Below are 16,960 nucleotides of genomic sequence, written 5' to 3' on the forward strand. Positions count from 1 at the left end.
CGCAGCCGCTGTGCACGGGCCGGTCGGCGCGGGCACGCGAGCTATGACCCGTGTGGTATCTCCGTCTTCTTGCGTTCTCCGTTCTCCGTTGACCGCTCAGAGCTCCGCCCCTGGGCGGTCCCGCGCCGGGTGTGAGTACGGCGTTTCCGATCGCGCCTGTCGCGCCCCGGTAGCCAGTTCGGGGGGAGGCGCCCGAGGGCCCAGAGCGCTGCGGCTGCGAGTGCTGTGGCCCCGAGAAGTGCCGTCCGCGTAGACGCGGCGGCTTCCTCGTGAGCCGTCGGGTGAACCGGCTGCTCGGGTGGCGCGTGGTCGGGTGGTGCGGGTATGCCGATGACCGGGAGCAGGCGCGATGGACCGCCGAGGAGCATCGCCGAAGGCAGGAGCATGAGCGGGTCCAGGTAGCCCTTTCCGCGGCGCAGGCCCCAGTGGAGGCACGGCGCGCGGCAGTGGAACGGCCCGCCCTGCAGTTCGGCCACGGGCCGGCCCGCCAGGACATGCGCCCCTTTCCGGACGATGGCGCGGACCGGTTCGTATGTGGTGTGCAACGGGGGACGTCCGGAATCGGAGAGCTCGATGGTGAGGACCCCGCGACCGGCGACGGTGCCGGCGAACGCCACCCGGCCCGGCGCCGCCGCGCGCACCGTCATACCGGTGGAGGCTGCCAGATCCACGCCCCGATGGCCCGCCGCCCAGGGCTTGGGGGGTGGCTCCCAGCCCCGTAACACCGCTGGTCGTAAGCCTGCCACCCCTCCCACCGGCCACGCACGATCCGCCGAAGCCGAAGCCGAAGCCGAAGCCGAAGCCGAAGCCGAAGCCGAAGCCGAAGATCGGCCCGAGCCGGGGGTGGGCGCCGCGTACGCCGCTTCCAGGGGCGCCGCGGCAACAGCCGCGACCGCTGCCGCGGCCAGGAACCCGGTCACCAGGCGCACCGGAAAGAAGCAGTTCTGCCCGAGGCCCTTGCGGCCCTTGCGGCCCTTGCGGGCCTTCGCCGGCCGCCGTGCTCCCGCCGCCTGCGGAGCGGGCGTTCCCGGGAAGCCGGTGGCCGGGCCGGAATGTCGTTTCATGTGCCGACCGTTCATGTGCTGACCGTGACGCAGGCCGCCGCAGGGTGGGGATCTTGGTCGGATTCTGTGGGTAACCCGCCGGTTGTGGACAACCGCGTCACTCGGTCGGGGCACGAAAAGGTGCGTGTCGCCCAGTACATCGGGCGTCCCGTACACTTCTTATGGCGATCCGGGTGACCGGGTCGACTTCGCACGCCCCGCCATCAGTGCAGCAGTCCCATTCGGGCAGCCCGATGGCCGCGCTCCTCGGTCCTCGGAAGATTCCGCAAGGTTCTTCCTCGGCAGGCGCGTCGGGGCGTCAGGCACCGCGGCCGCCCGGCCGCAGTGGAACCGAGAACACGAGGAGTACGGCCATGGCCGTCGTCACGATGCGGGAGCTGCTGGAGAGCGGCGTCCACTTCGGGCACCAGACCCGGCGCTGGAACCCGAAGATGAAGCGTTTCATCTTCACCGAGCGCAACGGCATCTACATCATCGACCTGCTCCAGTCGCTGTCGTACATCGACCGCGCCTACGAGTTCGTCAAGGAGACCGTCGCCCACGGCGGTTCCGTGATGTTCGTCGGTACGAAGAAGCAGGCCCAGGAGGCCATTGCCGAGCAGGCGACCCGCGTGGGCATGCCCTACGTGAACCAGCGCTGGCTCGGCGGCATGCTGACCAACTTCTCGACCGTCTACAAGCGCCTGCAGCGCCTGAAGGAGCTCGAGCAGATCGACTTCGAGGATGTGGCCGCCTCCGGCCTCACCAAGAAGGAGCTCCTGGTTCTCTCCCGCGAGAAGGCCAAGCTGGAGAAGACCCTCGGTGGTATCCGCGAGATGCAGAAGGTGCCCAGCGCCGTCTGGATCGTGGACACCAAGAAGGAGCACATCGCCGTCGGTGAGGCGCGCAAGCTCAACATCCCGGTCGTCGCGATCCTCGACACCAACTGCGACCCGGACGAGGTCGACTACAAGATCCCGGGCAACGACGACGCGATCCGCTCCGTCACCCTGCTCACCCGCGTGATCGCCGACGCCGTCGCCGAGGGCCTCATCGCCCGCTCCGGTGCCGCCACCGGCGACCAGAAGCCCGGCGACAAGGCTGCCGCCGAGCCGCTGGCCGAGTGGGAGCGCGACCTGCTCGAGGGCGAGAAGAAGGCGGACTCCGACGCCGCCGAGGCTCCCGCCGCCGAGGCTCCGGCTGCCGACGAGGCCCCCGCGGCCGAGGCCCCCGCGGCCGAGGCCTCCGCCGCCGAGGCCGAGAAGCCGGCCGCGGACGCCGAGCAGGCCTGACCCGCAGCATCCCGGTTGATGACGGCGGGGGCAGGCGCCACAAGCGCCGCCCCCGCCGTTCACCCGTAGATCTTTCGACTTCGAGATTTCGAGAAGAGATTCACAGACCATGGCGAACTACACCGCCGCTGACGTCAAGAAGCTCCGCGAGCTCACCGGCGCCGGCATGATGGACTGCAAGAAGGCCCTGGACGAGGCCGAGGGCAGCGTGGACAAGGCCGTCGAGGCGCTGCGCATCAAGGGTCAGAAGGGCGTCGCCAAGCGCGAGGGCCGCTCCGCCGAGAACGGCGCCGTGGTCTCCCTGATCGCCGACGACAACACCTCCGGTGTCATCGTCGAGCTGAAGTGCGAGACGGACTTCGTCGCCAAGGGCGAGAAGTTCCAGGCCGTCGCCAACGAGATCGCCGCGCACGTCGCGAAGACCTCTCCGGCCGACCTCGAGGCCCTGCTCGCCTCCGAGATCGCGGCCGGCAAGTCCGTCCAGGCGTACGTCGACGAGGCCAACGCCACCCTGGGCGAGAAGATCGTCCTGGACCGCTTCGCCCAGTTCTCCGGCGGCTTCGTGTCGGCTTACATGCACCGCACCATGCCCGACCTGCCGCCGCAGATCGGTGTCCTTGTCGAGCTCGACAAGGAGAACGCCGCGGTCGCCAAGGGCGTCGCTCAGCACATCGCCGCCTTCGCCCCGAAGTACCTCGCCAAGGACGACGTCCCGGCCGAGGTCGTCGAGGCCGAGCGCCGTGTCGCCGAGGAGACCACGCGTGCGGAGGGCAAGCCCGAGGCTGCCCTGCCGAAGATCGTCGAGGGTCGCCTCAACGGCTTCTTCAAGGACGCGACGCTGCTCGGTCAGCCGTACGCGCTCGACAACAAGAAGTCCGTCGAGAAGGTCCTCCAGGAAGCCGGCGTCACCCTGAAGCGCTTCTCGCGCATCAAGGTCGGCATCTGAGCCTGCCGCAAGGCAGCGAATGACCTGCGACCCCGCTAGGGTCGTACGCAGTCGGCCGCTCAACGGCCGGCCGCAGATGTGACGAGGAGGCCATTGCCGCACAGGGATCTGGACCAGACCCACGGCAATGGCCTTCTTCGTATGTGTACGAGGAGAGCTCAATGAATCACGGTGCCGACGGCGCGGACACAGACAAGGCCGTTCACGGCGGCAGGCGACGGTTTCTGCTGAAGCTGTCGGGCGAGGCGTTCGCCGGTGGCGGCGGACTGGGCGTCGACCCCGACGTGGTACACGCAATGGCCCGCGAGATCGCCGCCGTGGTGCGTGAGGGCTATGAGATCGCCATCGTGATCGGCGGCGGCAACTTCTTCCGTGGAGCCGAACTCCAGCAGCGCGGCATGGACCGGGCCCGCTCCGACTACATGGGCATGCTCGGCACGGTCATGAACTGCCTGGCCCTCCAGGACTTCCTGGAGAAGGAGGGCATCGACTCCCGCGTCCAGACCGCCATCACCATGGGCCAGGTCGCGGAGCCGTACATTCCACTGCGTGCGGTACGCCACCTGGAGAAGGGCCGCGTCGTCATCTTCGGCGCCGGCATGGGCATGCCGTACTTCTCCACCGACACCACCGCAGCCCAGCGCGCCCTGGAGATCGACGCCGAGGCCATGCTCATGGGCAAGAACGGCGTGGACGGCGTCTACGACTCCGACCCCAAGAAGAACCCCGACGCGGTCAAGTTCGACGCCCTCGAATACAGCGAGGTCATCACCCGCGAGCTGAAGGTCGCCGATGCGACCGCCATCACCCTGTGCCGCGACAACAAGCTCCCGATTCTCGTGTTCGAGCTGCTCGCCGAGGGCAATATCGCGCGTGCGGTGAAGGGTGAGAAGATCGGCACGCTCGTCAGCGATCAGGGCACCCGGGCCTGACGGCCCCAACCGCCGAGATTCCGACGGGCTCCGGCCTGTAGGGGCGGCAACTCCCGGCCGTGGGAAGACCTCGGTACGGGGATGGACAACAGCCTGCCGGTCGGACACCGTGCAGGAGAAGACGCGCGGCAGGGGCGAGGCTCTGCTTCTTACCGATAGGACCAGGAGCAAGTGGTGATCGAAGAGATCCTCCTCGAGGCCGAGGAGAAGATGGAGAAGGCCGTCGTGGTCGCCAAGGAGGACTTCGCCGCGATCCGCACCGGGCGGGCGCACCCGGCGATGTTCAACAAGATCGTGGCGGATTACTACGGGGCCATGACGCCGATCAACCAGCTGGCGTCGTTCTCGGTGCCCGAGCCGCGGATGGCCGTGGTGACGCCGTTCGACAAGAGCGCGCTGCGCAACATCGAGCAGGCGATCCGAGACTCCGACCTCGGCGTCAACCCGAGCAACGACGGCAACATCATCCGAGTGACGTTCCCGGAGCTGACCGAGGAGCGCCGCAAGGAGTACATCAAGGTCGCCAAGGCCAAGGGCGAGGACGCGAAGATCTCGATCCGCAGCGTGCGCCGCAAGGCCAAGGAAACCCTCGACAAGCTCGTCAAGGACAAGGAGTCCGGCGAGGACGAGGTGCGCCGCGCCGAGAAGGAGCTCGACGACACCACCGCGAAGTACGTCGCGCAGGTGGACGAGCTGCTCAAGCACAAGGAATCCGAGCTCCTCGAGGTCTGATGAACGAGTCATCCTGGGGGACCCCGCCCGGCGCCGCTCACTGGGGGCCGACCGATCAGGGAATGGCCCCCACACTGCGTGGGGCGGCGCCCCCCGCCCCGGCGGGTCCCGTGTACGACGGGGGCGAGGCGGCGCAGACTCGGCCCATGCCCATCGTGCCCGAGCCGGGCGGACACCAGGACGACCACCGGGATCACCGGGACGACCGGGGGGCTGCTCGACTGAGTGGCCCCCTCTTCCGCGACGAAGAGCCGCAGGAGCCCATGTCCACTGCTTTCCCCGGTTCCCCCGAGCACGGCAGCTCCCGGGCCCCAGAGAAGCCGAAGAAGAAGAGCGCGGGGCGCAATCTGCGTGCCGCGATAGGGGTCGGCGTCGGCCTCGGCGTGATCATCATCGCGTCGCTCTTCGTCTACAAGCCGGTCTTCATCGGCGTCATAGCGATCGCCGTCGTCGTGGGCATGTGGGAACTGACCTCGCGGCTGTCGGAGCGCAAGGACATCCGCGTGCCGCTGGTGCCGCTCGCGGTGGGTGGCACCGCCATGATCGTCGCCGGATACGTCCGGGGTGCCGAGGGCGCGTGGGTGGCGATGGCCCTCACCGCGCTGGCCGTCCTGGTCTGGCGGATGACCGATGCGCCCGACAACTATCTGCGGGACGTCACGGCGGGCATCTTCGCGGCGTTCTACGTGCCGTTCCTCGCGACCTTCGTGGCACTGATGCTCGCCGCCGAGGACGACGGACCCCAGCGGGTACTGACCTTCCTGTTGCTGACCGTCGTCAGCGACACCGGGGCGTACGCGGTCGGCTGGCGCTTCGGCAAGCACAAGCTCGCGCCGCGCATCAGCCCCGGAAAGACCCGCGAGGGACTGGTCGGCGCGGTGCTCTTCGCGATGGTCGCCGGCGCCCTGTGCATGCAGTTCCTGATCAAGGACGGCATCTGGTGGCAGGGCCTGCTGCTCGGCCTCGCCGTCGCGGCCAGTGCCACCCTCGGTGACCTGGGCGAATCCATGATCAAGCGGGACCTCGGCATCAAGGACATGGGCACCCTGCTGCCCGGCCACGGCGGCATCATGGACCGCCTCGACTCCCTGCTGCCGACCGCACCGGTCGTCTGGCTGCTGCTCGTGGTCTTCGTCGGTTCGGGCTGAACCGCACAGGAGGCCGGGCCGGAGCCCTGAGGGGTCTGCCGCAGTACGCGGTGGGCCCCTCTCGCCATGTCCTGGCGCACGGAAGAGCCCTGGCCGGGGGTGTCCACGGTGGACGCGTGGGTGTGCCTGGGGCGCGCGATGCCGGGCCTGGCAGGACGGCGTCTCCGGTGTCCTGTCGTGTCCGCCCGGTGCCTCCGGTGCCTCCGGTGCCTCCGGGCGTCCCGGCACCTGGCCCCGGCCCTGCCCCCGGCCCGCGGACGTCATCGACTCTGACGGTAATGGTCGAGTTGGGTGACTCCGTTGTAGCCGTAGCTTTCGGGATGAAGTTCGTACAGCGCCACCCCGGCCACCGGGGGGAGCACACCGAGGGCCGTCCGCAGCAGTTCGTATGCCTCGGTGATGAAACGGGCCTTCTCCTCAGCGCTGTTGGTGCCGGCGGTGATGCTCACCTCCACATGAGCACCGGTGCACCCATCCATGGGCCGGCCCGCCACGAAATAGCGGTCGCCCGGCACCAGGTGCACATGGACCGTGGTGCGTCCGGCGGACTTGCCGAGAGCGGAGACGGCCAGGTCGGTCAGGCCCTCCGCGAGCGCCTGCTGGGTCGCCGGGGCCAGTTCGGGATCGGAGACGGTGACTCGGATGAAAGGCATGACGCGGCCGACTCTCTGAAGCGGGAGCGTACGACGGGGTGTGCCGGCGAGGTGCGACGGCGACGAGCGACGGCGACGTGTGACGACGCAGGACGGGCACGTGGGCGCCCGAGCCGCCGGCCCTGTCGTGAGGACGATCGTCAGCCTTCCCGACCGGAGATAATGAGTCCAACCAATATGATCGATGAGCCCATGAGGGGGACGCATGGCGCTGAATCTTCCTCAACTGCGGGCGTTCGTCGCGGTGGTGGAGGCCGGTGGGTTCGGCGCGGCAGCAACCGATCTTGGGCTGAGCCAGTCGGCGGTGTCGCATGCCGTCGCCTCGTTGGAGCGGATCCTCGCCGCCCCGTTGCTGGTGCGCACCGCACCCGTGCGCACCACGGCACTGGGAGAGAGCGTCCTGCCGCACGCCCGCCTGGCGCTCGCCGCGACGGAGGCGATCTGCGATACGGCGGCCGAGCACGAGCAGGCGACAGGAGGGACGGTGCGCCTCGCCTCGACTCCCACGGTCTGCCAAGGGCTGCTGCCCGCGCTGCTGCGTTACTGGTCCGAGCACGTGCCGGGCGTCTGCGTGCGGGTCTTCGGAGGCAGCAGCGCGGAGGCCGAGAGCTGGCTGGAGAACGGGACCGCGGACGCCGCCATCCTGGCCGATCCGCCCTCCCGCACCGGGGCGCTGCTGGCGACCGACCCGCTTCTCGCGCTGCTGCACGAGGACCACCCGCTCGCCCGCGAGGGCACCCTGCACGTGACGGATCTCGAGGACGACCCGCTGATCCTGTCGCCGAACGGCTGCGAACGCGACATACGAAAGATCTACCAAGCGGCCGGCGCCGGTTTTTCCCCCAGCCATCGCATCCGGGACCTCGGAACGCTCATCAGCATGGTCCAGGCCGGCATGGGCGTGTCGATCCTGCCGGGGATCGCGCGCCCTCTCGTCCCGGCCGACCTCGTCCTCGTCCCGATCGAGCCGCACCACAGCAGACGCCTCGTCCTGTGCGGACCGGACGAACGCCCCTGGTCACCCGCCGTGCGCGCACTCGTCGACTCCGTGGACCGGCTGACCCCGGCCGTGCTCAGTGGCGCATGACGTGCGGGGCGGAGGGACGCACGCCCATGACGCCATCTCCTGATCGCGTGAACAGCGGGGAAGAGGCGGCGTCGCGTGTCCGCCCCCCGCACCATGACCATGCCGACAACGTCGCCTCGTGGGACAACGCCGAGCCCGGTGACTTCTTGTAGGCGTTTGCCGCCTGGGTCGACGACGCGGGCGGCAAGTACCGGAGCGCCGGCCGTGACCTACCTGACAGCGGTGACCGGGGCTTCTTCGCCAGAGCTCCGAGCGCAGCCACCGTGTAGGAGAGGCGCACGGCGCCAACCCTGGGCCGTACCTGGGCCAACCCTTGCCGTACCTGGGCCGCGCAAGGTGGCCACCAGCGACGGAGGGCCACAGCGGGTGACCGCTCTCTCACCGGTCCCTCACCGCTCCCGCCTGGGGCTCCCTGGACGATCTGCCACACTGGACGCACCATGCCTGCACCCGGAGAACTCACTTTCGTCGCGCCGCGCGGGGCCAAGAAGCCCCCGCGGCACCTTGCCGATCTCAACCCTGTCGAGCGCCGTGAAGCGGTGGCTGCGATCGGGGAGAAGCCGTTTCGCGCCAAGCAGCTTTCGCAGCACTACTTCGCCCGCTACGCCCATGATCCGGCGCAGTGGACCGACATCCCGGCGGCGGCGCGCGAGAAGCTGGCGACGGAGCTGCTGCCGGACCTTATGAACGTCGTGCGGCACATCTCGTGCGACAACGACACCACCCGCAAGACCCTGTGGAAGCTGCACGACGGCACGCTCGTGGAGTCCGTGCTGATGCGCTACCCGGACCGGGTCACCATGTGCATCTCCTCGCAGGCCGGCTGCGGTATGAACTGCCCGTTCTGCGCCACGGGACAGGCCGGGCTGGACCGCAACCTCTCCACGGCCGAGATCGTGCACCAGATCGTGGACGGGATGCGCGCGCTGCGGGACGGTGAGGTTCCCGGTGGCCCGGCGCGGCTGTCCAACATCGTCTTCATGGGGATGGGCGAGCCGCTCGCCAACTACAAGCGGGTGGTCGGCGCCGTCCGGCGGCTGACCGACCCCGAGCCCGACGGGCTGGGGCTGTCCCAGCGCGGCATCACCGTGTCCACGGTCGGGCTGGTCCCGGCGATGCTGCGGTTCGCCGACGAGGGCTTCAAGTGCCGGCTCGCGGTGTCGCTGCACGCGCCGGACGACGAGCTGCGTGACACGCTCGTCCCGGTCAACACCCGCTGGAAGGTGCGCGAGGTCCTGGACGCGGCGTGGGAGTACGCCGAGAAGTCCGGCCGCCGGATCTCCATCGAGTACGCGCTGATCCGCGACATCAACGACCAGGCCTGGCGCGGTGACCTGCTCGGACGGCTGCTCAAGGGCAAGCGGGTCCATGTGAACCTCATTCCGCTGAACCCGACCCCCGGCTCGAAGTGGACCGCCTCGCGGCCCGAGGACGAGCGGGCGTTCGTCAAGGCGATCGAGGCGCACGGCGTGCCGGTGACCGTCCGGGACACCCGCGGCCAGGAGATCGACGGCGCCTGCGGGCAGCTCGCGGCCTCGGAACGCTGACCGCCCGCTGGTACTGTGTGATCGAACAAATGCACATTCCGACAGGGGAGCGCCACAGCGCTGAGAGTGCGGAAGCGTCGTAGAGCCACGGCGCCCGCAGACCCTTGAACCTCGCCCGGGTCATTCCGGGTAGGAAGTTCGGTAGTCACTCATGCTGTTGCGCCCTGCCCGGACCCGCCGGCCGTACGTCGTTGGACGTCGCGAGCCGTGGGCACCGGGCGGGGCCGCGTCTCTTCCTGGCCAGCCAGGAGGAAATCAGTGAGTACCACCAGAAGGATCACCGCGGCGGCGCTCGCGGCCGTGGTCGCGATGACCGCCCTCGCGGCGTGCGGCGGCGCGGACGAGGACGCCAAGACCGTCACCCTGGTCAGCCACGACTCGTTCAATGTCTCCAAGACGGTGCTGGCCGCCTTCGAGAAGGAGAGCGGCTACAAGGTCCGGGTGCTCAAGGGCGGGGACGCCGGGAAGGCCGTCAACCAGGCGATCCTGTCCAAGGACAATCCGCAGGGCGATGTGTTCTTCGGCATCGACAACACTTTGCTCTCGCGTGGCCTGAAGGAAGGCATCTTCAGCCCGTACAAGGCCAAGGGGCTGGCCGGTGTGCCGGCCGGCCTCCAGCTCGACAAGGGCAAGCACCGCGTCACGCCGCTCGACTACGGCGACATCTGCGTCAATTACGACCGCGCCTACTTCGCCCGGCACAAGATCGCGCCGCCACGGACCTTCGACGATCTGGTCAAGCCCGAGTACAAGGGGCTGCTGGTCACCGAGAACTCCGCGACCTCCTCGCCGGGGCTCGCCTTCCAGCTCGGGACCATCGCGAAGTACGGCACGGACGGTTGGCTCCGGTACTGGAAGAAGCTCAAGGCCAACGGCGTCGAGGTGGTCGACGGCTGGTACCAGGCGTACAACGAGCGCTTCTCGGGCTCCGCGGCGGGCAAGGCCAAGGGCGACCGGCCGCTGGTGGTCTCCTACGCCTCCAGCCCGCCGGCCGAGGTGCCGGGCAAGAAGCCGCAGCCGCGGCAGGCGCCGACCGGCGTCGCGACCGGCACCTGCTTCCGGCAGATCGAATTCGGTGGCCTGCTCAAGGGTGCCCGGAACGAGAAGGGCGGCAAGGCGCTGCTGGACTTCCTGCTGAGCCGGAAGTTCCAGGAGGACATGCCGCTGACGATGTTCGTCAACCCCGCGCTCAAGGACGCCAAGGAGCCGGCGCTGTTCACCAAGTACGGCGCGACGATCCCCAAGCCGGCGACGGTGCCCCCGGAGACCATCGCCGAGAACCGCGAACAGTGGATCAAGCAGTGGTCCTCGCTCGTTCTGAAGTAGCCCGCGCCCCGCGCACGAGGCCCGCACGGAGAACGGCGGTGCGGCTCGGCCTGATGGCCTTGCCGCTCGTCTTCTTCGCGCTGTTCTTCGCCTATCCGGTCGTGGCGATCGTCGGGCGGGGGCTCAAGGACGGCGGCCGGTGGCAGCTCGGCCGGATCGCCACGGTCCTGGGCGATCCCGATGTGCTCCATGTGCTGTGGTTCACCCTCTGGCAGGCGGCGGCCTCGACGGCGCTGACGCTGCTGATCGCGCTGCCCGGCGCGTATGTGTTCGCGCGGTTCGACTTCCCCGGCAAGCAGTTGCTGCGGGCGGTGGTGCTGGTGCCTTTCGTGCTGCCGACCGTCGTCGTCGGCTCGGCGTTCCTGGCGCTCGTCGGGCGGGGCGGACTGCTGGACGACCTGTGGGGCGTCCGCCTCGACACCTCGGTGTGGGCGATCCTGCTGGCCCATGTCTTCTTCAACTACGCCGTGGTCGTACGGACCGTCGGCGGCCTCTGGGGGCAGCTCGACCCCCGCCAGGAGGAGGCGGCGCGGGTGCTGGGCGCCGGCCGGTTCGCCGCCTGGCGGAAGGTGACGCTGCCCGCGCTCGGTCCGGCCGTCGCCGCCGCGGCGCTGATGGTCTTCCTCTTCACCTTCACCTCCTTCGGCATCGTGCAGATTCTGGGCGGCCCCACCTTCTCGACCCTGGAGGTCGAGATCTACCGGCAGACCGCGGACTTCCTGGACCTGCCGACGGCCGCCGTCCTCACGCTGCTCCAGTTCGCGGCCGTGCTGGGGCTGCTGGCGCTGCATGCCTGGACCGTGCGCCGTCGCGAATCCGCCCTGCGGCTCGTGGACGCCTCGACGACCGCCCGGCGACCGCGCGGCCGTGGACAGTGGGCGCTGCTGGGCGGGACGCTGGCCGTCATCGCCGTGCTGCTCGTCGTGCCCCTGCTGGTGCTCGCCGAGCGGTCCTTCGCCGGTCCGGACGGCTACGGAACGGGCTACTACGCATCGCTGGGCTCCGCCGCCTCCGCCGACAGCACCTTCGCGGTGGCCCCGCTCGAAGCGCTGGGCAACTCCCTCACCTGCGCCGTCGCGGCGACGTTGATCGCGCTGGTGGTCGGCGGGCTGGCGGCGGCGGCCCTGACGCGTCGGGGCGGCCGGCTCGTCCGCGGCTTCGACGCCCTCTTGATGCTGCCGCTCGGGGTGTCCGCCGTGACCGTCGGCTTCGGCTTTCTGATCACCCTCGACAAGCCGCCGCTGGACCTGCGGTCCTCGTGGTGGCTGGTCCCCCTGGCGCAGGCCCTGGTGGGTGTGCCGTTCGTGGTCCGGACGATGCTGCCCGTCCTGCGGGCGGTGGACGGACGACTCCGGGAGGCCGCGGCCGTCCTGGGTGCCTCGCCGTGGCGGGTCTGGCGCGAGGTCGATCTGCCGATGGTGCGGCGGGCGTTGCTCGTCGCCGCCGGCTTCGCCTTCGCCGTGTCGCTCGGCGAATTCGGTGCCACGGTCTTCCTCGCGCGGCCGGACCACCCGACTCTCCCGGTGGCCGTGGCACGGCTGCTGGGGCGTGCGGGGGAGACGAACTACGGGCAGGCGATGGCCCTGTCGACCATCTTGATGGTGGTGTGCGCCGCGGCCCTGCTGGTCCTGGAGCGTTTCCGCCCCCGGTCCCGTGCCGGCTCGGCCGGCGGCACCCCCATCGACCACTCCGGGGAGTTCTAGATGACGGCGCAGGACGGGACCACGCGGCAGCTGCTGCAACTGGGCGGTGTGACCGTCCGGTTCGACAGGGCCGGCGGGCGTCCCGCGCTCGACGCGGTGGATCTGGCGGTGGCCGCGCACGAGATCGTGTGTGTCCTGGGGCCGAGCGGCAGCGGCAAGTCCACGTTGCTCCGCGTCGTGGCGGGGCTTCAGCGGACCGATGCCGGACAGGTGCTGCTGGAGGGGCGCGATCAGGCCGGAGTGCCGACGCATCGCCGTGGCGTCGGGCTGATGTTCCAGGACCACCAGCTCTTCCCCCAGCGCGACGTCGCGGGGAACGTCGCCTTCGGGCTGCGGATGCGCGGCGCCTCGCGCGCCGACCGGGAGCGTACGGTGACCGAACTGCTGGACCTCGTCGGACTGCCGGGCGCGGAGCGGCGCGCCATCGCCGCACTGTCCGGCGGCGAGCAGCAGCGGGTCGCCCTGGCCCGGGCGCTCGCCCCGCGGCCTCGGCTGCTGATGCTGGACGAGCCGCTCGGCCAGCTCGACCGCGGTCTGCGAGAACGCCTGGTCGTCGAATTGCGCCGGCTCTTCGGGGAGTTGGGTACGACGGTGCTCGCCGTCACCCACGACCAGGGGGAGGCCTTCGCCCTGGCCGACCGGGTGGTGGTGATGCAGGACGGTCGGATCGCCCAGTCCGGCACGCCGCTGGAGGTCTGGCGGCGGCCGGCCACCGAGTTCGTCGCCCGCTTCCTCGGCTTCGACAATGTCGTCGAGGCGACGGTGCAGGGTGAGGCCGCCGTCACCCCGTGGGGCAAGGTGCCGGTTCCCGACGGCACTGCGGACGGGCCGTGCCGGCTGCTGGTGCGGCCCGCCGGAGTGCATCTGACGCCCGCCCCGGAGGGACTGCCCTGCACGGTCACCGCGCGGACGTTCCGCGGTACCCATGTCGCGCTGATGCTCCAGCCGTCCGGGGGGCCGCAGTTGGAGGCGGCCTGCGCGCTGCAGGACGCACCGGAGACCGGGGAACGGGTCGGCGTCGCGTTCGCCGCGCGGGACGTCGTCGTGCTGGATGCCGCGACGGAATGACCGCGCGCCCGCGCGCCGTAGGTCAGCAGCCGGTGCGCTGCCCGGTCAGGAGCCGGTGCGCTGCCCGGTCAGGGGCATGGCGGGCTGCTCGGCGGAACCGGCGCCGCCGGTGGCCGACGGGGGCCGCGGTGCGTCGCCGTCCGGTGCCGGGCGGTCGCCGGACGGACTCTCCTGCGGGCCGTGTGCGTCACCGGCCGTGTCCGGTACGGCCTCGGGATCCGGTGCGCCGCACCAAGCGACCGCGACGGCCCCGGCGACCGCCACCACGAAGCCGAGGACCGCGACCCAGGCGAAGCCCGTCCGGGAGGCATCCCCCAGCCACAGCACTCCCAGGATGCCGGGCACCACGGTCTCGCCCACCACCAGAGCCGCCGTCGCGCCGTTGACCGAGCCGATCTGCAGGGCGACGGTGTGCAGATACATGCCACCGATCCCCGCGACGAGAATCGCGTACAGAGCGGGATCGCCGAGCAGGGACGGCAGAGCGAGGGGATCGACGCCGTTCAGTACCCGCACACCGACGCCGAGCGCCCCGAAGCCCAGGCCGGAGAGCAGGCCGGCGAGGATCGCGGCACGGCCGCCCAGCAGCCGCACGATCAGTGTGCCGCCGCCGACGATCGCCAGGGACGCGGCCAGCAGCCACCAGTGTCCGGCGATCGGTGTGTCGCCGCCGCCTTCGGGGCCGGCCGCCGTGGCGAGCAACACCAGTGCCGAGCAGACCACCCCGATGGAGACCCATTCCGGCCGGGTGAGCCGGATGCCCAGGAGCTTGATGCTCAGCACTGCCGTGATCACGAGGTTGGCGCTGATCACCGTCTGGGAAAGGAAGAGCGGCAGCAGTCGGGCAGCCAGTGCGCCGAGTGCGAACCCCAGGAAGTCGAGCACCGTGCCGGTCATGAACTCCCAGGTCACGGCGGCCTTGGCGGTCGAGGACAGGCTGGGGCCGCCGTGCTGGGTGACGCCGGTGGTGGAGGCGGCAGCGGCCTCCCGCCGAGCGGACTTGCGCGAACCCACCGCCTGTAGGACCGAACCCGTGCCGTAGCAGGCCGATGCCGCTACGGCCGTCAGAAGGCCGATGATCACCAAGAGCTCCGTTCGCGCACTGCCTGCATTACCTTTTCATTACCCGGCTTGGCAGACGTGCATTTGGGTCCGGCAGTTGCCTCCGCCGGGCAATCGGATCTCCGCGCCACCCGGAGCGTCGCCACGACGGAGTGCCGGACCGCCTGGCCGGAGTGCCTGGCCGGACCGTCTGGCCGGAGTGGCACGCGACCTGTCGTGACCGGTCAGGAAGCCGCCTCGGCGGCCAGCCGGGCCAGTGCGTCGGGGACTTCGTCCACCGAGTCGACCAGGGCGATCCGCGCCGCCATCGCACGGTCGGCCGCAAGTGCCTGGAGCAGCGGCCAGGCGGGCAGCTTCGCCGTCCAGTGTGCGCGGTTCACCAGGACCATCGGGGTCGGCTCGCCCCGGGAGCCGTAGTAGTTCGGGGTCGCGTTGTCGAAGATCTCCTGCACCGTCCCGGCGGCGCCCGGGAGGTACACCACGCCCGCGTTGGAGCGGGCCAGCAGGCCGTCCTCGCGCACGGCGTTGACGAAGTACTTCGCGATGTGCGACGCGAAGGCGTTCGGCGGCTCGTGCCCGTAGAACCAGGTGGGGATGCCGACGGAGGAGTTGCCGCCGGGCCAGTTGCGGCGGACGTCCCAGGCGGCCCGCGCCCAGTCGGAGACGGACGGGGTGAAGTGCGGTGCCTCGGCGAGGAGTTCCAGTGCGGAGTCGAGCACGGTGTCCTCGAAGGGGGCGGCGTACGCCCCGAGGTTCGCGGCCTCCATCGCGCCGGGCCCGCCGCCCGTGGCGACCGTCAGGCCGTCGCGGGTGAGCCGGCGGCCGAGCCGGGCCGCGCCCGCGTAGTCCACGGTGCCGCGCTCCAGGGCGTGTCCGCCCATGATGCCGACCACCCGCGCACCGGCGAGATGTTCGTCCAGGGCGTCGGAGACGGCGTCGTCGTGGATGCTGCGCAGCATCGAGGCGAAGACGTCGCCGTCGGCCCGGGTCTCCTGGAACCAGTGGTACGTACGGGCGTCGGGGGTGGCTTCGTAGCCGTCCGCCAGTCCCTCGAAGAGCTCGTCCGGTGCGTACAGGATGCCGCGGTAGGGGTCGAACGGCAGGTCGGGTATGGGCGGGAAGACCAGGGCGCCGCCGGCCCGCACCTTGGCGGCGGCATCCGGTTCCATGGCGCAGCCGAGGAACACGGACTCGGTGGTGTCGGTACTGAGCAGCGCGAAGGTACGGTCCGTCAGGTCGACGGACTGGATGCGGTGTCCGGCCAGGGTGCCGCGGGAGGCGACGCGGTCGAACTCCGCGAGGGACTCGATTTCGCGGTCGCGGTCGCTGTCGCTGTCGTGGGTGTGGGCGTGGCGGGAGGCTGAAGGCTCTGAATTCGGCTGCACGCCCGCCATGTTAGGTCCGCAGTACGTCGACCAGCGGTCCGAGGTGACCGTCGTCCGCCGCCGCGTCGAGCGCGGCGCGCAGGGCGTCGTCGTAGGTCGGGCGGGCCTTGCGCTGCACGTCGCGGCCCTCGTCGGTGATCACGCTGTAGACGCCGCGGCGGTCCTTGGGGCACAGGTCCCGGCGGGTGAGTCCGGACGATTCGAGGCGCGAGGCCAGCCGGCTCACCGAACTCTGGTTGAGGCCGATGAGGTCGGCGAGCTCCTGCATGCGCAGTTCGCCGTCGTCCGCTTCGGCGAGGCGGGCCAGTGCGCGGTACTCCGAGAGCCCGATGCTGTGGTGTTGCTGGAGGGCCTTGGCCAACTCCTGTTCCACGCGCGTGTGCAGTGCGCCGAACCGGTCCCAGTGCTCCGCGTCCATCGTCTTCCGCTTTCTTCCGCCTCTTGCCGCTGGGCTCTTGACGTCAGCGTACATGCACCTGAAACTTATGTATGTGCATGCAAAAGATGTATGTGCAGGAAAGACGAGGGAGTGCTGTGCTGAAGAACGACGTGGTGCAGGCCGGCGGCAAGGCGATGGCCAAGACCAAGGCGCGGGCTCAGGGCGCGGGCGGGCTGCGGCGGATCGCCACCACACCGGACTGGTACGAGCCGTACCGGATCTCACAGGCGGTCATGGCGGGCGGCCTGATCCATGTCTCGGGGCAGGCGGGCATCGACGAGCTGGGGCGGACCGTCTCGGACGACTTCCTGACCCAGGGGCGACAGGCGTTCACCAATGTCGCGCGGGTCCTCGCCGAGGCGGGCTCCTCGCTCGCGGACGTGGTGAAGGTGGGAATCTTCGTGACGGACATGGCCGCCGACCTGGAGCACGTGATCACGTTGCGGGGCGAGTTCCTGTCCGAGCCCTATCCGGCCGACACGTTGCTGGAGGTGTCGTCACTGGCCCGGCCGGACTGGCGGATAGAGGTGGAAGCCACCGCGCTGGTCCGTTGACGGCCCCGGTGTCCGGCCGGTGGCGGGGCTGCCGCCGTCCCCG

The 16,960-nt window shown here is 70.3% G+C and carries 16 protein-coding genes and 1 riboswitch; of the genes, 11 read left to right on the forward strand and 5 right to left on the reverse strand.

The annotated features are described in order from the left end of the window. Positions 1-41: 41 nt before the first annotated feature. Positions 42-1,079, reverse strand: a complete 1,038-nt coding sequence (locus ACGFML_RS05525; RefSeq protein ID WP_393540200.1) for a murein hydrolase activator EnvC family protein — start codon at positions 1,077-1,079, stop codon at positions 42-44. 338 nt (positions 1,080-1,417) lie between these two features. Here ACGFML_RS05525 and rpsB point away from each other — a divergent pair, with 338 nt between their 5' ends. From rpsB to ACGFML_RS05550, 5 genes are all read left to right on the forward strand, one after another. Next, the gene (rpsB, locus tag ACGFML_RS05530; protein WP_393540202.1) at positions 1,418-2,335 is read left to right on the forward strand and encodes a 30S ribosomal protein S2; all 918 of its coding nucleotides are present in this window, start codon (positions 1,418-1,420) and stop codon (positions 2,333-2,335) included. 109 nt (positions 2,336-2,444) lie between these two features. Further along, positions 2,445-3,281 (forward strand): translation elongation factor Ts, encoded by an 837-nt coding sequence (tsf, locus tag ACGFML_RS05535; RefSeq protein ID WP_393540205.1) that lies wholly within the window; start codon positions 2,445-2,447, stop codon positions 3,279-3,281. 161 nt (positions 3,282-3,442) lie between these two features. Beyond that, positions 3,443-4,213: a UMP kinase gene (gene pyrH, locus ACGFML_RS05540; protein WP_393540208.1), complete on the forward strand. Its 771-nt coding sequence runs from the start codon at positions 3,443-3,445 to the stop codon at positions 4,211-4,213. Positions 4,214-4,387: 174 nt separating this feature from the next. Further along, on the forward strand, positions 4,388-4,945 hold the full coding sequence (gene frr / locus ACGFML_RS05545; protein ID WP_362709436.1) for a ribosome recycling factor: 558 nt from the start codon (positions 4,388-4,390) through the stop codon (positions 4,943-4,945). Next, positions 4,945-6,093, forward strand: a complete 1,149-nt coding sequence (locus ACGFML_RS05550) for a phosphatidate cytidylyltransferase (protein ID WP_393540211.1) — start codon at positions 4,945-4,947, stop codon at positions 6,091-6,093. The genes frr and ACGFML_RS05550 overlap by 1 nt, the downstream gene beginning before the upstream one ends. Before the next feature lie 260 nt (positions 6,094-6,353). Here the strand turns inward: ACGFML_RS05550 and ACGFML_RS05555 are convergent, their stop codons facing one another. Then, positions 6,354-6,746 (reverse strand): 4-oxalocrotonate tautomerase family protein, encoded by a 393-nt coding sequence (locus tag ACGFML_RS05555; RefSeq protein ID WP_393540213.1) that lies wholly within the window; start codon positions 6,744-6,746, stop codon positions 6,354-6,356. Between the two features lie 205 nt (positions 6,747-6,951). On the opposite strand from ACGFML_RS05555, the gene ACGFML_RS05560 reads away from it, so the two are divergent. The 5 genes from ACGFML_RS05560 (at position 6,952) to ACGFML_RS05580 (ending at position 13,477) form a co-directional block, all read left to right on the forward strand. Beyond that, complete coding sequence (locus ACGFML_RS05560) at positions 6,952-7,833, forward strand: LysR family transcriptional regulator (protein ID WP_393540215.1); 882 nt, start codon at positions 6,952-6,954, stop codon at positions 7,831-7,833. A gap of 440 nt (positions 7,834-8,273) precedes the next feature. Then, positions 8,274-9,380 carry a 23S rRNA (adenine(2503)-C(2))-methyltransferase RlmN gene (gene rlmN / locus ACGFML_RS05565; RefSeq protein WP_393540217.1) on the forward strand — a complete coding sequence of 369 codons (1,107 nt, stop codon included), beginning with the start codon at positions 8,274-8,276 and terminating at the stop codon, positions 9,378-9,380. Positions 9,381-9,413: 33 nt separating this feature from the next. Beyond that, a riboswitch (TPP riboswitch) is annotated at positions 9,414-9,534 on the forward strand. Between the two features lie 104 nt (positions 9,535-9,638). Then, positions 9,639-10,706 (forward strand): thiamine ABC transporter substrate binding subunit, encoded by a 1,068-nt coding sequence (locus tag ACGFML_RS05570; protein WP_393540218.1) that lies wholly within the window; start codon positions 9,639-9,641, stop codon positions 10,704-10,706. Positions 10,707-10,744: 38 nt separating this feature from the next. Then, the gene (locus ACGFML_RS05575) at positions 10,745-12,409 is read left to right on the forward strand and encodes an ABC transporter permease (RefSeq protein WP_393540220.1); all 1,665 of its coding nucleotides are present in this window, start codon (positions 10,745-10,747) and stop codon (positions 12,407-12,409) included. After that, the gene (locus ACGFML_RS05580; RefSeq protein ID WP_393540223.1) at positions 12,410-13,477 is read left to right on the forward strand and encodes an ABC transporter ATP-binding protein; all 1,068 of its coding nucleotides are present in this window, start codon (positions 12,410-12,412) and stop codon (positions 13,475-13,477) included. A gap of 45 nt (positions 13,478-13,522) precedes the next feature. Here ACGFML_RS05580 and ACGFML_RS05585 read toward each other — a convergent pair whose 3' ends face one another. The 3 genes from ACGFML_RS05585 to ACGFML_RS05595 form a co-directional block, all read right to left on the reverse strand. Beyond that, positions 13,523-14,560 (reverse strand): hypothetical protein, encoded by a 1,038-nt coding sequence (locus ACGFML_RS05585; RefSeq protein ID WP_393540224.1) that lies wholly within the window; start codon positions 14,558-14,560, stop codon positions 13,523-13,525. Positions 14,561-14,763: 203 nt separating this feature from the next. Next, a complete protein-coding gene (locus ACGFML_RS05590; RefSeq protein ID WP_393540225.1) occupies positions 14,764-15,933 on the reverse strand; it encodes an LOG family protein in 1,170 nt (389 codons plus the stop codon). 1 nt (position 15,934) lies between these two features. Next, positions 15,935-16,342 carry a MarR family winged helix-turn-helix transcriptional regulator gene (locus ACGFML_RS05595; protein ID WP_393540226.1) on the reverse strand — a complete coding sequence of 136 codons (408 nt, stop codon included), beginning with the start codon at positions 16,340-16,342 and terminating at the stop codon, positions 15,935-15,937. 116 nt (positions 16,343-16,458) lie between these two features. Here ACGFML_RS05595 and ACGFML_RS05600 point away from each other — a divergent pair, with 116 nt between their 5' ends. Then, the gene (locus tag ACGFML_RS05600; protein WP_393540227.1) at positions 16,459-16,917 is read left to right on the forward strand and encodes a RidA family protein; all 459 of its coding nucleotides are present in this window, start codon (positions 16,459-16,461) and stop codon (positions 16,915-16,917) included. Positions 16,918-16,960: the final 43 nt, after the last annotated feature.

It is taken from the genome of Streptomyces sp. NPDC048650 (genome assembly GCF_043199095.1).
Classification (GTDB): Bacteria; Actinomycetota; Actinomycetes; order Streptomycetales; family Streptomycetaceae; genus Streptomyces.

Excerpts from the sequence above, each read along its gene's own strand:
- ACGFML_RS05550 (WP_393540211.1), top strand. The coding sequence starts at position 4,945 with ATGAACGAGTCATCCTGGGGGACCCCGCCCGGCGCCGCTCACTGGGGG.
- ACGFML_RS05590 (WP_393540225.1), bottom strand. The coding sequence starts at position 15,933 with ATGGCGGGCGTGCAGCCGAATTCAGAGCCTTCAGCCTCCCGCCACGCC.
- rpsB (WP_393540202.1), top strand. The coding sequence starts at position 1,418 with ATGGCCGTCGTCACGATGCGGGAGCTGCTGGAGAGCGGCGTCCACTTC.
- ACGFML_RS05525 (WP_393540200.1), bottom strand. The coding sequence starts at position 1,079 with ATGAACGGTCGGCACATGAAACGACATTCCGGCCCGGCCACCGGCTTC.
- ACGFML_RS05595 (WP_393540226.1), bottom strand. The coding sequence starts at position 16,342 with ATGGACGCGGAGCACTGGGACCGGTTCGGCGCACTGCACACGCGCGTG.
- ACGFML_RS05555 (WP_393540213.1), bottom strand. The coding sequence starts at position 6,746 with ATGCCTTTCATCCGAGTCACCGTCTCCGATCCCGAACTGGCCCCGGCG.
- pyrH (WP_393540208.1), top strand. The coding sequence starts at position 3,443 with ATGAATCACGGTGCCGACGGCGCGGACACAGACAAGGCCGTTCACGGC.
- tsf (WP_393540205.1), top strand. The coding sequence starts at position 2,445 with ATGGCGAACTACACCGCCGCTGACGTCAAGAAGCTCCGCGAGCTCACC.
- ACGFML_RS05560 (WP_393540215.1), top strand. The coding sequence starts at position 6,952 with ATGGCGCTGAATCTTCCTCAACTGCGGGCGTTCGTCGCGGTGGTGGAG.
- rlmN (WP_393540217.1), top strand. The coding sequence starts at position 8,274 with ATGCCTGCACCCGGAGAACTCACTTTCGTCGCGCCGCGCGGGGCCAAG.
- ACGFML_RS05580 (WP_393540223.1), top strand. The coding sequence starts at position 12,410 with ATGACGGCGCAGGACGGGACCACGCGGCAGCTGCTGCAACTGGGCGGT.